13 protein-coding genes and 1 riboswitch are annotated in these 14,441 nt (G+C 75.2%); of the genes, 6 read left to right on the top strand and 7 right to left on the bottom strand.

The features are described from left to right. The first annotated feature begins 128 nt into the window (after positions 1-128). The 3 genes from ABD948_RS04915 to ABD948_RS04925 are packed head-to-tail and all read left to right on the top strand — an operon-like array spanning position 129 to position 3,780. On the top strand, positions 129-1,181 hold the full coding sequence (locus ABD948_RS04915; RefSeq protein WP_345263225.1) for an extracellular solute-binding protein: 1,053 nt from the start codon (positions 129-131) through the stop codon (positions 1,179-1,181). Positions 1,182-1,222: 41 nt separating this feature from the next. Continuing rightward, positions 1,223-2,701, top strand: a complete 1,479-nt coding sequence (locus tag ABD948_RS04920) for an ABC transporter permease (RefSeq protein ID WP_345263227.1) — start codon at positions 1,223-1,225, stop codon at positions 2,699-2,701. Further along, complete coding sequence (locus tag ABD948_RS04925) at positions 2,698-3,780, top strand: ABC transporter ATP-binding protein (RefSeq protein WP_345263229.1); 1,083 nt, start codon at positions 2,698-2,700, stop codon at positions 3,778-3,780. Before ABD948_RS04920 ends, ABD948_RS04925 begins: the two co-directional genes overlap by 4 nt. Here ABD948_RS04925 and ABD948_RS04930 read toward each other — a convergent pair. The 4 genes from ABD948_RS04930 to thiM are packed head-to-tail and all read right to left on the bottom strand — an operon-like array spanning position 3,760 to position 6,588. Continuing rightward, on the bottom strand, positions 3,760-4,431 hold the full coding sequence (locus ABD948_RS04930; RefSeq protein ID WP_345263231.1) for a TenA family protein: 672 nt from the start codon (positions 4,429-4,431) through the stop codon (positions 3,760-3,762). The genes ABD948_RS04925 and ABD948_RS04930 overlap by 21 nt on opposite strands. After that, positions 4,428-5,210 (bottom strand): bifunctional hydroxymethylpyrimidine kinase/phosphomethylpyrimidine kinase, encoded by a 783-nt coding sequence (gene thiD, locus ABD948_RS04935; RefSeq protein WP_345263233.1) that lies wholly within the window; start codon positions 5,208-5,210, stop codon positions 4,428-4,430. Before thiD ends, ABD948_RS04930 begins: the two co-directional genes overlap by 4 nt. Then, positions 5,207-5,827, bottom strand: a complete 621-nt coding sequence (gene thiE / locus ABD948_RS04940) for a thiamine phosphate synthase (RefSeq protein WP_345263235.1) — start codon at positions 5,825-5,827, stop codon at positions 5,207-5,209. Before thiE ends, thiD begins: the two co-directional genes overlap by 4 nt. Next, on the bottom strand, positions 5,824-6,588 hold the full coding sequence (gene thiM, locus ABD948_RS04945) for a hydroxyethylthiazole kinase (protein ID WP_345263237.1): 765 nt from the start codon (positions 6,586-6,588) through the stop codon (positions 5,824-5,826). Before thiM ends, thiE begins: the two co-directional genes overlap by 4 nt. A gap of 96 nt (positions 6,589-6,684) precedes the next feature. Beyond that, a riboswitch (TPP riboswitch) is annotated at positions 6,685-6,783 on the bottom strand. A gap of 62 nt (positions 6,784-6,845) precedes the next feature. Between thiM and ABD948_RS04950 the strand changes: the two genes are divergently transcribed. The 3 genes from ABD948_RS04950 to ABD948_RS04960 all read left to right on the top strand — a co-directional run bounded on the left by ABD948_RS04950 (position 6,846) and on the right by ABD948_RS04960 (position 13,045). After that, positions 6,846-7,742: an alpha/beta fold hydrolase gene (locus tag ABD948_RS04950; RefSeq protein ID WP_345263239.1), complete on the top strand. Its 897-nt coding sequence runs from the start codon at positions 6,846-6,848 to the stop codon at positions 7,740-7,742. A 108-nt stretch (positions 7,743-7,850) separates the two neighbouring features. Beyond that, a complete protein-coding gene (locus ABD948_RS04955; protein ID WP_345263241.1) occupies positions 7,851-11,732 on the top strand; it encodes a Pls/PosA family non-ribosomal peptide synthetase in 3,882 nt (1,293 codons plus the stop codon). Next, a complete protein-coding gene (locus tag ABD948_RS04960; RefSeq protein WP_345263243.1) occupies positions 11,729-13,045 on the top strand; it encodes a M1 family metallopeptidase in 1,317 nt (438 codons plus the stop codon). Before ABD948_RS04955 ends, ABD948_RS04960 begins: the two co-directional genes overlap by 4 nt. A 56-nt stretch (positions 13,046-13,101) precedes the next feature. Here the strand turns inward: ABD948_RS04960 and ABD948_RS04965 are convergent, their stop codons facing one another. From ABD948_RS04965 to ABD948_RS04975, 3 genes are all read right to left on the bottom strand, one after another. Continuing rightward, positions 13,102-13,533 carry a 4'-phosphopantetheinyl transferase family protein gene (locus tag ABD948_RS04965; protein ID WP_345263245.1) on the bottom strand — a complete coding sequence of 144 codons (432 nt, stop codon included), beginning with the start codon at positions 13,531-13,533 and terminating at the stop codon, positions 13,102-13,104. A gap of 11 nt (positions 13,534-13,544) precedes the next feature. After that, positions 13,545-14,192 (bottom strand): HAD family hydrolase, encoded by a 648-nt coding sequence (locus ABD948_RS04970; RefSeq protein WP_345264463.1) that lies wholly within the window; start codon positions 14,190-14,192, stop codon positions 13,545-13,547. A 13-nt stretch (positions 14,193-14,205) separates the two neighbouring features. Next, on the bottom strand, positions 14,206-14,441 hold a 236-nt coding region (locus tag ABD948_RS04975), incomplete at its 5' end, for a citrate/2-methylcitrate synthase (protein ID WP_345263247.1).

The raw sequence follows: 14,441 nt of genomic DNA on the forward strand, positions 1-14,441 counted from the left end.
TCAGGAAGCCAGAAGAGTTCCGGGTGGGGGCCTGCGGCGCGAGGCACGTCACACGGACGCGGGTCCCGTGGGCCCAACGATGAGGCTAGCCTTCCCTCACCTGCGTGCCCCCCGGAAGAGAGACCCCCATGCGACTGTCCCGAGCCCTGCCCTCCCGTCCCCGCGTCGGCGCCGCCGTCAGCGGTCTGGTCGCCCTCGGAGCGCTCACGGCCTGCGGTGGCTCGGAGAGCGCCGAGGAGGGTGACTCCGCCGGGTCCGGCGACCCGCTGGTGGTCTACGTGGGCCGCGACGAGGAGCTGGTCGGGCCGCTGCTCGAGCAGTTCGGCGAGGAGACCGGCATCGAGGTCGACGCGCGCTACGCCGGTACGACCGACCACCTGGCGCTGCTGCTGGAGGAGGGCGAGCAGACCCCTGCGGACGTGTTCCTCTCGCAGGACGCCGGTGCCCTCGGTGCGCTCTCGGCGGCCGGGATGGCCCGCGACCTGCCCGCGGAGATCACCGACGCCGTCCTGCCCGACTTCACCTCCACCGACGGCAGCTGGGTCGGCGTCACCGGCCGCGCCCGGGTCATCGCCTACAACCCGGAGGCGGTCGAGGAGGCGGAGGTCCCCACGACCGTCGCCGAGGTCACCGACGAGCAGTGGCGCGGGCGCGTGGGCGTGGCCCCCACCAACGCCTCGTTCCAGGCGTTCGTCACCGGCTTCCGCGCCGCCGAGGGCGACGACGCCGCGGGCGCGTGGCTGGAGGCGCTGGCCGCCAACGATCCGCAGACCTTCGAGGGCAACTCCGACGTGTTGGAGGCCCTGGAGAACGGGGTGGTCGACCTGGGTCTGATCAACCACTACTACGCCTACCAGCTGGCCGGCGAGGTGGGCGAGGAGAACGTCGCCACCGAGCTGGTCTTCCCCGAGGCCGGCGACCCCGGTGCCCTCGTCAACGTGACGGGCGCCGCCGTCCTCTCCGAGCACCCCGACGCCGAGGAGCTCGTCTCCTACCTGGTCTCCGAGGAGGGGCAGCAGTACTTCGTGGACTCCACCTACGAGTACCCGCTGGTCGAGGGCATCGAGGCGCCCGCGGGGCTGCCGGCGCTCACCGACCTGCAGGGGCCGATCGAGGACCTCGCCGAGCTGGCCGACCTCGAGACCAGCATCGCGCTGATCGACGAGGCCGGGCTCAGCTGAGCGCCGGGCGCCGGCCCCCGCCGCTGCTCCTCGCGGGAGCGGTGGCCGCGGCGCTCTGCGCGCTGAGCCCGCTGGTCTACCTGCTGGTGCGATCGGCGCAGCTCGGCGCCGACGGAGCGGTCGACACGCTGCTGCGCGAGCGGCTGTGGTCCTGGACCCTCGCCAGTGCGGTGCTGGTGCTGGCCGTGACGACGACCTGCCTGGTGGCCGGCACCGTCATCGCCTGGCTGCTGACCGCCACTCGGCTGCCGGGGCGGCGGTGGTGGCTCGTCGTCTCGGCGCTGCCGCTGGCCGTGCCCTCCTACGTGGCGGCGTTCTCGTGGCTGAGCACCGTGCCGACCCTCCAGGGCTTCTGGCCCACGTGGGCCGTGCTCAGCGCGGCGTGCCTGCCCTACGTGGTGCTGCCCACCGCGGCGGCGCTGCGCGGTGCCGACCTCGCGCTGGTCGAGGTCGCCCGCGCGGCCGGCTGCGGCCCGCTGGCCGCCTGGCGACGCGGCCTGGTGCCGCAGGTGCTGCCGGCCGCCGCAGCGGGGGCGCTGCTGGCGGGGCTCTACGCGCTGGCCGACTTCGGGACACCCGCCCTGATGCGTCACGAGGTGCTGCCGTTCGCCATCCAGCGCCAGTACGGCTCGTTCCTGGGCCGTGAGCGTGCCGCCCTGCTCGCGCTCGTGCTGGTGGCGATGGCGGTGCTGATGGTGCTGCTCGAGCGCCGCGCCCGCGGCAACGCCCAGCGGTGGTCCACGGGCGCGGGTGCGCCGCGGCCGCTGCGCGCGGTGCGGCTGGGGTGGTGGGCCGTGCCCGCGACGGTGCTGGTCGCACTGCCCGTGGTGGTGGGCGCGGTGTGGCCGGTCATCGGCCTGTTCCGCCGGTTGGCGTTGGGCACCCGGCGCACGTTGGACTGGAGCGAGCTCACCGACGCCCTCGTGGCCACCGCCACCGTCTCCCTGGCCGGTGGCGCGGTGGCGCTCGTCCTGGCCGGCTTCGTGGGCACGCTGGCCGCGCGGCACCGCGGACGTCTGGTGGCGGGCTTGGAGTCCGCCTCGTTCGCGGGCCACGCACTGCCCGGCATCGTGGTGGGTCTCTCCCTCGTCTACCTCTCGCTGCGCGTCGTGCCGGGGCTCTACCAGAGCGTGACGGTGCTGGCCTTCGCCTACGTCGTGCTCTTCCTGCCCAAGGCCGTGGGTGCGGTGCGCACCTCGGTGGCCGCGGTGCCGCCGGTGCTCGCGCAGGTGGCCGGGACCCTCGGTCGCAACCGCCACCGCGCCGGTCTGGTGACGGCGCGCCTGGCGCTCCCGGGGGTCACCGCGGGGTTCCTGCTGGTCGTCGTGACGGCGATGAAGGAGCTGCCGGCCACGCTGCTGCTGCGCCCGAGCGGGCTCGACACGCTCGCGACGGAGATGTGGAGCCGCACCTCGAGTGCCGCCCAGGGTGCCGCGGCGCCGTACGCGCTGGCGCTGGTGCTCGTGGCCAGCGTGCCCGCGTTCCTGCTCACGCGCACCAGCGCCTGGGACCGGTCGTGACGGCGTCGGCGCGCGGGTCGGCCGTCGAGGTCCGCGGGCTCGGGTTCGGCTACGGCAGGACCCCGGTGCTCGACGGGCTCGACCTGAGCCTCAACGAGGGCGGACTGCTCGCCGTCGTGGGGCGCAGCGGCTGCGGCAAGACCACGCTGCTGCGGCTGCTCGCCGGGTTCGAGCGGCCACAGGCCGGCCGCGTGCTGATCGGCGGGCTCGAGGTGGCCGGTGGCTCGACCTTCGTGCCCACCGAGCGACGGCGCGTGGGGATCGTGCCGCAGGAGGGCGCGCTGTTCCCCCACCTGACCGTGGCGGGCAACGTGGAGTTCGGGCTGACCGGCGCGACCCGGCTGCCGCGCGCCGACCGCGAGGCGCGGGTGCGGCACCTGCTCGAGCTGGTGGGGCTGCCCGACCTGCCCGACCGCTACCCGCGGGAGCTCTCCGGCGGGCAGCAGCAGCGTGTGGCGCTCGCCCGGGCCCTCGCCCCCCGACCGGCGCTGGTGCTGCTGGACGAGCCGTTCGCCTCCCTCGACCAGGCCACGCGCAGCACGTTGCGTGGAGCGGTGCGCGACGTGCTGCGCAGCGAAGGCGCCGCTGCGCTCCTGGTGACCCACGACCATGAGGAGGCGCTGTCGATGGCCGACCGGGTCGCCTGCCTGGACTCGGGTCGGGTGGTGCAGGAGGGGTCGCCGCACGAGGTCTACGACGAGCCGGTCGATCCTGCGGTGGCTGCGCTGCTGGGTGAGGCCTCGTGGTTGCCCGGCAGCGTCACGGCGCGCGGTGACACGGTGAGCACCGCTCTCGGTGACCTCGTCCTCGCGAGAGCAGGTGTCGGCGGCCGGGTGCGGGTGCTGCTGCGTCCCGAGCAGGTCGAGCTGGGCGAGGCCGGCACCGACGCGGTGGTGCAGCAGGCGGAGTTCCTGGGTGCGAGCACGCGCCTGGTGCTGCGGCTGCCCGACGGCGCGACCGTGCGCGCCGCCGTGCCCGGGGCGCGCGTGCGACCGGGTGACCGGGTGCGGGTCGTCGTCCGTGGTGCCGTGCACGCCCTCGCGGGCGACGTCGAGCCGTCAGCCCGGACTCCCGCCTGAGCGATCCGGACCCCGCCAGGCCTCGTCCCAGAATCGCCACTCCAGCTCGGTGGCGGTGCGGTAGGCGTCCAGCATGGCCGCGGTGTGGGGCGAGGTGGCGGCGAGTCGGTCGGTGAGCTGCTCGGCGCGTGCCACGGCGGCGTCGAACTCCGGGTCGGCGTAGGTCTCGATCCAGTCGGCGTAGGGGTGTGCGCGGCCACCGCGCGCTGCCTCCAGGTGGCGACCCACCTCCGCGTAGACGCGGAAGCACGGCAGCACCGCTGCCAGGCCCACCTCGGCCGGTGCGGTGGCGGCCTGCTCGGCCAGGAAGCCGGTGTAGGCGCGGCAGGTCACGGTGGGACCGGGAGTGCCCGGGGCGTCGGGGTCGATCCCGAGCGGCGCCAGGAAGCCGCGGTGCAACGCGCGCTCGGCCACCACGGCCCCCACGCTCGCACCCGCCAGATCGGCGACGGCGTCGGCGTCCGTCATCCGGGAGGCCAGGAGGGCGAGCACCCGTGCGTAGCCCAGCAGGTAGTGCGCGTCGTCGACGAGGTAGCGCACGAAGACCTCGTGCGGCAGCGACCCGTCACCGAGCGCGACGACGAAGGGGTGGGCGAGGATCTGGTCGTAACGGGCAGCGACGGCCTGCCAGGCCCCGGTGGAGAACGTCATCGCAGCCGCCACAGGTGGTCCACGGGCCCGTGCCCGGCGCCGACCTGCCGCCCGGCTCCCGAGAGCAGTGCTCCGCGCAGGTACTCGCGAGCGGCGTCGACGGCCGTCGACACGTCGTCGCCGAGGGCCAGGCGGGCGGCGATCGCCGCTGAGAGGGTGCACCCGGTGCCGTGGGTGTGCGGGGTGTCGACGCGCGGCGCACTCAGCTCGACGACACCCTCGGCCGAGACCAGGAGGTCCGTCACGGTGCCACCCTCCACGTGGCCGCCCTTGACCAGGGCGTGGCGCGCTCCCAGCCCCACCAGGCGGCGTCCCGCCTCGACCAGGTCGGCAGCGCCGGTGAGCAGCCGCGCCTCGGGGGCGTTGGGGGTCACCACCGCGGCGCGCGGCACCAGCAGGGCGCGGATCGCGGCGACGGCGTCCTGCGGCACGAGCCGGTCGCCCGAGGTGGCCACCACGACCGGGTCGACGACCAGCGGCGACGACGGGGGCAGCCCGGCGGCGACGGCCGCGACCACCGCGGCGTCACCGAGCATGCCGGTCTTGACGGCGCGCACGTCGAGGTCGCCGACCACCGACGCCAGCTGCGCACTGACGAACGCCGCCGGGAGCGGGTGGACCTCCTGCACCCTGCGGGTGTTCTGGGCGGTGAGGCCCGTCAGCACGCTGGCGCCGTAGACGCCGAGTGCCGTGGCGGTCTTGAGGTCGGCCTGCACCCCGGCACCGCCGGAGGGGTCGCTGCCGGCCACGGTCAGCACCACCGTCTCGCGCACGCTCACGGGTTCACCGCCACGCGCAGGGCCGCGGCCGCGGCGCGGGGGTCCTGGCTGGCGCAGATCGCGCTGACCACGCAGACGCCGTCCGCGCCGGCGCCCGCCACCGCTCCGGCGTTCTGGGCGTCGATGCCGCCGATCGCCACGACCGGGAGTCGCCCGGCCACCCGCGCGACCACGGCGCGCACGCCCTCGAGGCCCCACGGGGCGTCGGCCTCGGGCTTGGTGGGGGTCGGCCACACCGGGCTCACCGCCAGGTAGTCGCAGGCGGTTAGGGCTGCCTCGTCGTCGAGCTGCGCCAGGTCGGTGAGCGACCAGCCGACGACGGCGTCGGGGCCGAGCGCGAGGCGGGCATCGACGGGGTGCACGTCGTCGGGTCCGACGTGCACGCCGTGGGCCAGCCCGGCGGCGGCGAGGTCGTCGTCGACCAGCAGGGTGGCCCCGTGGGCCTCGCACAGCGGCCGCAGCCGCGCCACCTGGGAGCGCAGCTGCGCGGTGGAGGCCCGCTTGTCGCGCAGCTGCACGACGCCGACGCCGCCCCGCAGGGCCTGCTCCACCACGGTCTCCAGGTCCGGCCGCGGCGTCGTGACCAGGTACACGGCGAGGTCCAGGCGCCGGCTCATCGCAGCGTCACGCCGGCCAGCGCCCCGGGCTCCAGCAGGTGCAGCTGGTCGAGCAGGTGGGGTCGGAGGGTGCCCGGACCCGCGGCAGTGCGCCCGGCGCGCTCACCGGCGACGGCGAGCAGGGCCATCGCGGTGGCGGCCCCCACCAGCGGGTCGGGAGTGACGGCGCAGCAGGCCGCCACCAGGGCCGAGGCCGAGCAGCCCAGCGCCGAGACCAGCGGCATCCGCGCGTCGCCACCGGTGATCAGCAGGGTGCGGTCGCCGTCGGTCACCACGTCGGTGCCGCCGCTCACCACCACCACGCACGCCAGCCGCGTGGCCAGCTCCTGTGCCGGCGCCACGACCTGGTCGGACTCGTGGGTGCTGTCGACGCCGCGGCCCGCCGCGGTGGCCGAGGCCATCGCCAGCACCTCGCTGGCGTTGCCGCGCACCACCGAGGGCCGGTGCGCCAGCAGCGCCGTCACCGTCTCGCGGCGGTAGGCGGTGGCGCCCACCGCCACGGGGTCGAGCACCCACGGGATGCCACGCTCACGCGCCACCGAGGCGGCGGCGTGCATGCCCGAGACCCACGGGGGGCTGGGCGTGCCGATGTTGACGACGACCGCGGAGGCGAGCGAGGCCATCTCGCCGGCCTCGTGGTCGTCGTGCACCATCGCCGGCGAGGCCCCGGCGGCGTTGAGCAGGTTGGCCACCAGGTCCATGGAGACGTAGTTGGTCAGGCACTGCACCAGGGGCGCCTGCTCGCGCAGGCTCCGGTGCACGCTCTCCAGCTGTGCGGGCTGGGGCGTGCACCAGGGGCGCCTGCTCGCGCAGGCTCCGGTGCACGCTCTCCAGCTGTGCGGGCTGGGGCGCGGGCGCGTCGGTCATCTCGGGCTCCCTCCACCGGTGCTAACCGGATCAGGTTCGGCGGGTGTGCTCTCAGCCCCGCCCGATGCGGGGCACCCCGGCCACGTGCTGGCGAGGTTAACCAACTGCCGGTGAGCGATGAGTCCGCGGGGCCGAGCAGGTCCACCCGGTCATGACGACGGATCTGCGGGGCCGGGAGCGGATGATGGACGTGGCCGGGGTGGAGCTGTGCGCCGAGTCCTTCGGGGATCCGCAGGCGCCACCACTCCTGCTGCTGCACGGCGCCGCCACCTCGATGGACGGCTGGCCCGCCGACCTGTGTCGGCTGCTCGCCGGGGCCGGGTGGCACGTGGTGCGCTACGACCACCGCGACACCGGTCGCTCGACGACCTGGCCGGCCGGTGAGCCGGGCTATCCGGGCCGTGCGCTGACCGAGGACGCCGTCGTGCTCACCGAGCTGCTCGCGGCGGAGGCGGGCGGGCGGGTGCTCCTCGTGGGGCTCTCGATGGGTGGCGGGATCGCCCAGGAGGTCGCGCTGCGGCGACCCGAGCTGGTGGCCGGGCTGGTGCTCGTCGCGACCACTGCTGTGGGTGGCGTCGAGCAGGAGCTCCCCGGTCCGTTGCCCGAGCTCGCGAGCTGGTTCGAGTCCCCGCCCCCGCCTCCCGACCCGAGCGACCCGGCCGCGCTGGTGGAGGCGATGGTGGCCGCCGAGCGTGCCTTCTCCGGCCCGGACTTCGACGAGCACGCGACGCGCGGCACGGCCCGCGACGTGGTGGCGCGCAGCCACGACCCCGCCGCCGCCGACAACCACTGGCTCGTGCTGGGTGACGACGGTGACGACGGTGGTGGCGACGACCGGCACGAGCCGCTCGACGTCCGCCGGCTGCGGGTGCCGACGCTCGTCGTCCACGGCGGGGCCGACCCGCTGTTCCCGCTGCCGCACGGGGAGGCCCTGGCAGCCGCGGTGCCGGGCGCGCGGCTGCTCGTCGTCGAGCGGATGGGTCACGAGGTGCCGCCGGCGACGACCTGGCCGCGCCTGCTGGACGAGGTGGCCCGGATGCGACGCTGAGCCGTCCCACCGATCCGCGGCGTGGACAGGTCACCTCCCGTTCACCCGGCCCCGGCAGGTTCTGCGGGTGCACCATCGCCGCACCACCCCGACCCCGCGCCCCACGACGTGACCGATCCGCTCCGTCGCGGTCACCTCGCACCACCGCCCCGCACGCTCGTCGACGTCTTCCGCGCCACGGTGCTGGCGCACCCCGACGCCACCGCGCTCGACAACGGCGCCGACCAGCTGACCTACGAGGAGCTGGCGGAGGCGGCACTGGCCGTCGCGCGCGACCTGGCCGAGGCAGGGGTCGGGCCCGGTGACAAGGTCGGCGTCCGGCTGCCCTCGGGCACCACCGACCTCTACATCGCGATCCTCGGCACCCTGGTCGCCGGTGCCGCCTACGTGCCGGTCGACGCCGACGACCCCGACGACCGCGCGCGGCTGGTGTTCGGGGAGGCCGAGGTGGCAGCGGTGCTGGGGGCCGACCTGGCACTCGAGGTGCGGCGTCCCGCGCCCGCACGGGAGCCGGTCGAGCCCGGCACCGACGACGACGCCTGGGTGATCTTCACCTCCGGCTCCACCGGCAAGCCCAAGGGCGTCGCCGTCACCCACCGCAGCGCCGCCGCGTTCGTCGACGCCGAGGCGCGGATGTTCCTGCAGGAGCAGCCGATCGGCCCGCAGGACCGGGTGATGGCCGGGCTCTCGGTGGCCTTCGACGCCAGCTGCGAGGAGATGTGGCTGGCCTGGCGCCACGGCGCCTGCCTGGTGCCGGCACCGCGGGCGCTGGTCAAGAGCGGCGCCGACGTCGGCGGCTGGTTGGCGGCCAACGAGGTCACCGTGGTCTCCACCGTGCCGACGCTGGTCTCGCTCTGGCCGGACGAGGCCCTGAGCCGGGTGCGCCTGCTGATCCTGGGAGGCGAGGCGGTGGTACCCGAGCTGGCGGTGCGCCTGGACCGCCCCGGCCGCGAGGTCTGGAACACCTACGGCCCCACCGAAGCCACGGTCGTGGCGTGTGGAGCACTGCTCTCGGCGCAGGAGCCGGTGCGCATCGGCCTGCCCCTGGACGGGTGGGACCTCGCCGTCGTCGACGCCGAGGGGCAGCCGGTGCCCGAGGGCGTGACCGGCGAGCTGATCATCGGCGGCGTCGGGCTGGCCCGCTACCTCGACCCCGCGAAGGACGCCGAGAAGTACGCGCCGATGCCCAGCCTGGGGTGGGACCGGGCCTACCGCAGCGGCGACCTGGTGGTCCACGACCCCGCCGGCCTGCGCTTCGGTGGCCGGGCCGACGACCAGGTCAAGATCGGCGGACGACGCATCGAGCTCGGTGAGGTGGACTCGGCGCTGCTCGCGCTGCCCGGCGTCGTCGGAGCGGCGGCGGCCGTGCGCACCACGCGCACCGGCAACCAGCTGCTGGTCGGCTACCTGACCGCCGACGAGCGCTACGACGGCACCTCCGCCGTGGCCACGCTGCGCGAGCAGCTGCCCGCGGCCCTGGTGCCGCGCCTGGTCGTCGTCGACGAGCTGCCCACCCGCACCTCCGGGAAGGTCGACCGCGACGCACTGCCCTGGCCGCCCCCGCCTCAACCGCAGCCGAGCAGCGACGGCGCGGCTCGGCTCGCCGGCACCGCCCTCGAGCTGGCCGGGCTGTGGGGCGACGTCCTGGGCGCCACGGTGACCACGCGGAGGGAGAACTTCTTCGACCTCGGCGGCGGCAGCCTGACCGCCGCCCAGCTGGTCAGCCACCTGCGCCGCGGGCACCCCGAGGTGGCGGTGGGCGACGTGTACGACCACCCGACCCTGGGCGCCCTCGCCGACCACCTCGACAGGCTGGCCGGAGCCGAGGGCGCCGGCGACAACTCCACCGACCGCTCGGTGGTGGCGGTGCCGGCCAAGACCCAGCGGGGCCAGGTGGCGGCGCTCGTGGCGCTGCGCCTGCTCGCTGCGCCACGGCACCTCACCTGGGCCGCGCTCGCCGCCGCCGCAGCGAGCCTGCTCGTGGACCTCTCCTGGGTGCCCGTCGCTCCGTGGTGGGCGCTGCTCCTGGCCGTCGCGCTGTTCGTGGCCCCGCCGGGTCGGATGCTGGTGGCCGCAGGGCTCGTGCGGGTGGTGCGTCGCGGCGTCGTGCCCGGCGAGCACCCCCGCGGTGGCCGCGTGCACCTGCGGCTGTGGCTGGCCGAGCGCGTGGTCGACGCCGTCGGGGCCACCGCGCTGGCCGGTGCGCCGTTCATGACCTGGTACGCCCGGTTGCTGGGCGCCCAGGTGGGGCCGCACGTCGACCTGCACTCCCTGCCGCCCGTCACGGGACTGCTGCGCCTCGGCGCCGGTGCCTCGGTGGAGCCGGAGGTCGACCTCGCCGGCTACTGGGTCGACGGTGACGTGCTGCGCGTGGGCACGGTCCGGGTCGGCAAGCGCGGCCGCGTGGGCGCGCGCTCCATGCTCTGCCCCGGCGCGCACGTGGGCGACGACGCCGAGGTGGCACCCGGCTCGGCCGTCTTCGGCCACGTGCCGGACGGCGAGTTCTGGTCGGGCGCCCCCGCCGCCCGGGTCTCCGGCGACGCCCGCGGCCCCTGGTCGGACCGGCCGAGCGCCTCCCGGTGGTGGGTGGCCGCCTACGGCGTCGTGGCCGTGCTGCTCTCGCTGCTGCCGGTCGTGGCTGCTGTGGCGGCTGCCGTCCCGGTGCTCCTGCTCGTGGACCTGGAGCGGTCGAGCCCGCTGGGCGCCGTCGCGGCGCTCGCACCGTGGCTGCTGCCGGCGGTGCTGCTAGGACTGGTGGTGCTGGCCGGGCTCGTGCTCGCCGTCGTCCGGTCGGCGGCCGTCGGCCTCGTCCCCGGCGTCTACCCGGTGCGCAGCCGCCCGGCGCTCGCGGTGTGGGCCACCATGCGGGTGCTCGACGACGCCCGCACCTGGCTGTTCCCGCTCTACTCCAGCCAGCTGACGCCGGTGTGGCTGCGTCTGCTCGGAGCGCGCATCGGCCGCGACGTCGAGGCCTCCACGGTGCTGCTGGTGCCCTCGATGACGCAGGTCAACGACCGGGCCTTCCTGGCCGACGACACCCTGATCGGCGGCTACGAGCTCGGCGGCGGCTGGCTGCGCGTGGAGCGGGTCAAGATCGGCAAGCGCGCCTTCGTGGGCAACTCGGGGATGGCGGCGCCCGGCCGCAAGGTGCCCAAGCGCGCCTTGGTGGCGGTGCTCTCCGCGGCGCCGAACCGCAAGTCGGCGCGTGCGGGGGAGTCGTGGCTGGGCAGCCCGCCGGCACCGTTGCGTCGCTCGGCGCAGAGCTCCTCCGACGAGCGCACCTACGCCCCGCCGCGCCGGCTGAAGGTCGCGCGGGCGCTGTGGGAGGCCGCGCGTCTGGTACCGGTGGCGGTCGCGGTGCTGCTGCACCTGGCCGTGGCCGTGACGGCACTGGCTGTGCTCGAGGCAGTCGGTGGAGTGCTCGGGGTGCTGCTCGGCGTCGTCGTGCTGGGTCTGCTGCTGGTGGCGGGCGGGGTGCTGGCCGCCGCCGTGGCGAGCGGTGCCAAGTGGCTGCTCGTCGGGCGGATCCGCAGGGGCACGCACCCGTTGTGGAGCTCGTTCGTGTGGCGCAACGAGCTGGCCGACACCTTCGTGGAGGTGCTCGCCGCCCCCTGGTTCGCCCGCCTGGCGACGGGCACCCCGCTGCTCTCGGTGTGGTTCCGCTCGATGGGCTCCCAGGTGGGACGGGGCGTGTGGTGCGAGACCTACTGGCTGCCCGAGGCCGACCTGGTGGAGCTCGGCGACGGCGTCACCGTCAACCAGGGCAGCGTGGTGCAGACGCACCTCTTCCACGACCGGCTGCTGGCCACCGACACCGTGCGGCTGCGCCGCGGCGCCACCCTGGGGCCCAACTCGGTGATCCTGCCCGCGGCCAGCGTGGGGCGTCACGCTACGGTCGGTCCGGTGTCGTTGGTGATGAGGGGCGAGTCCGTGCCCGACAAGACGGTCTGGATCGGCAACCCCATCGGCCCCTGGCACGACTCGTGGTGAGCCTGCCGACCGCCGACGGCTACCTGCCGGGCCACGGCGACCCGTGCTTCTCGGTGCGCCACTACGACCTGGCGCTGGGCTACGCGGTCGAGAGCAACCGTCTGGACGGACTGGCCGAGCTGCAGGTGGAGGTGCTGGAGCCCACCCGTCGGCTCGTGCTCGACCTGGCGCGGCTCGAGGTGGCCAAGGTGCGGCTCGACGGCGCCGGCCTGAAGCGGTGGTCGACCCGCTCGCACCGGCTGCTGCTCGACCTCGCCGACGAGGTGGACGCCGGCACCACCCTCACCCTCACCGTGCGCTACTCCGGGAGACCGCGACCCCTGGCCGCGCGACACCTCGGCGAGGCCGGCTGGGAGGAGCTCACGGACGGCGTCATCGTGGCGGGCCAGCCGCACGGCGCGCCGACCTGGTTCCCGTGCAACGACCGGCCCGACGACAAGGCCTCCTACCGGATCGCCGTCACCGCACCCACCGGCTACCACGTGGTCGCCAACGGCGTGCTCGCCTCACGCACCCGCAGCGGCTCCACCGTCACCTGGGCCTTCGAGCAGGAGGCCCCGATGGCCACCTACCTGGCCACGGTGCAGGTCGGGCGCTACCGCAACTGGGGCACCCAGCGCACCGGGAGCGGGGTTCCCGTCCGGGTCTTCGCCCCCGACGACCTCGACGTCGAGGCGCACGAGGCCGCGTTCGGGCGCCAGGTGGAGATGGTCGAGACCTTCGAGCGGCTCTTCGGCCCCTACCCCTTCCCGGCCTACGGCGTGGTGGTGACCGGCGACGACCTCGAGATCCCCCTGGAGTCCCAGTCGCTCTCCACGTTCGGCCGCAACCTGGTGCGCGGTGACTGGGACGCCACCCGGCTGGTGGCCCACGAGCTGGCGCACCAGTGGTTCGGCAACGCCGTCACGCTGCGGCACTGGCGCGACATCTGGTTGCACGAGGGGTTCGCCTGCTACAGCGAGTGGCTGTGGTCGGAGGAGTCCGGCCAGGCGAGCACCGAGCAGCGCGCACGACGCAAGTGGGAGGGGCTCGAGGAGAAGCCGCAGGACCTCCTGCTCACCGACCCCGGCCCGGAGCTGATGTTCGACGACCGCGTCTACAAGCGCGGCGCCCTCGCCCTGCACACGCTGCGCGTCGAGGCCGGCGACGAGCCGTTCTTCGACCTGCTCCGCAGCTGGGTGGCCGAGCACCGCGACGGCTCCGTGACCACCGAGCAGTTCCTCGCCCACGCCTCGCAGAGCACTGCTCTCGACGTCGAGGAGCTGCTGCACCCGTGGCTCCACGAGACCGAGCTGCCCCCCTTCCCCGAGTGAGCAACCGGTGATCGAGTAGCGGTGTCACCGGTGGGTGGGGTGCTGGTGCTGGCCGATCACCGTTGGGGGAGGGCCAGCCAGCCGGTGAACCCGGGCGGCAGGTCGAGCGGCAGCAGTCGCGCCTCGTCGTGCGGGCGCACGGTGGCGGGGTCGCGGCGCAGGCCCTCGCCGGTCAGCTTGAGCACCGCCTCGACCGCCGTCCAGGAGGACGGGGTGAAGGGTGGGGGAGGGGCGACGTCGCTGCGCTCGACGTCGACGCCCAGCGGCGTCGTCGGCGACGAGGCGAGCACAGCCAGCCCGGGGGCGTAGGCGAGGCTCACGTGCACGCCCGGTGCGCGCGGGCGACCGTGGGTGGTCGCGGCGCAGTGCGGGCACAGGCGGCCCAGCACACCGAGGTGCTCGCCCGCGACCGCGTGCACGGCCGCACGGAGCGTCCGGAGGTCCGCGCCGGGGCGCTCGACCAGGCGCACCTCGACATCGCTCGGCACGGGGGGCGTGCTCAGGCCGGGAGGCCGAGGGTCCGCAGCCGCTCGACCAGCGCATCGGCGTCGGTGAACACGGCGCCGTGCATGCCGAGCGCCTCGGCCGCCTCGACGTTGTCGGCACGGTCGTCGACGAAGACCAGGCGCTCCATCGGCAGGCCGATCCGCTCGGCCGCGATCCGGTAGATGCGGGGGTCGGGCTTGGCGATGCCCTCCACGCCCGAGACGACGACGTCGCGCAGCAGCCCCAGCACCGGGAACCGCGGCGGGGCCTGGGGGTACAGCTCGGCGGACCAGTTGGTGAGCCCCACCATCGGCACGCCCGCGGCGTGGAGGCGGCGGACGACGTCAACCGTGCCGGGCACCTCGCCGGTGAGGGAGAGGCCGAAGTGGCGTCGGTAGGCCAGCGCGTGCTCGAGCCAGTGCGGGTGGTCGCGCCGCACCGCCGCCTCGGCCTCCTCCCAGCCCAGGCCGGAGTCCGGGCCGTGGTTCCAGGCGCGGAAGTCGAAGTCGTCGGCGGCCAGGAACCGCCGGGCCTCGGCCTCACCGACGCCGGCGGCCACCGCGTGCAGGGGCTGCCAGTCGACCAGCACGTTGCCGAGGTCCCAGACGACACCGAGCCCCGCCGCGTGTGCGGCAGGGCTCGGGGAGGAGTGCTGGTTCAGGTCGACGACCCGGTCAGGCCCAACGCTGGGCGGCCGGGGTGAAGTCGAGGGTGCGGTCGCCGGTGTAGATCTGCTTGGGGCGGGCGATCTTCTGCTCCTTGTCCTGCACGAGCTCCGACCACTGGGCCAGCCAGCCCGGGGTGCGGCCGATCGCGAACAGGACGGTGAACATCTCCGGCGGGAACTGGAAGGCCTCGTAGATCAGGCCGGAGTAGAAGTCGACGTTCGGGTAGAGCTTGCGCTGCACAG

Source organism: Nocardioides nanhaiensis, from assembly GCF_039542785.1.
Classification (GTDB): Bacteria; Actinomycetota; Actinomycetes; order Propionibacteriales; family Nocardioidaceae; genus Nocardioides; species Nocardioides nanhaiensis.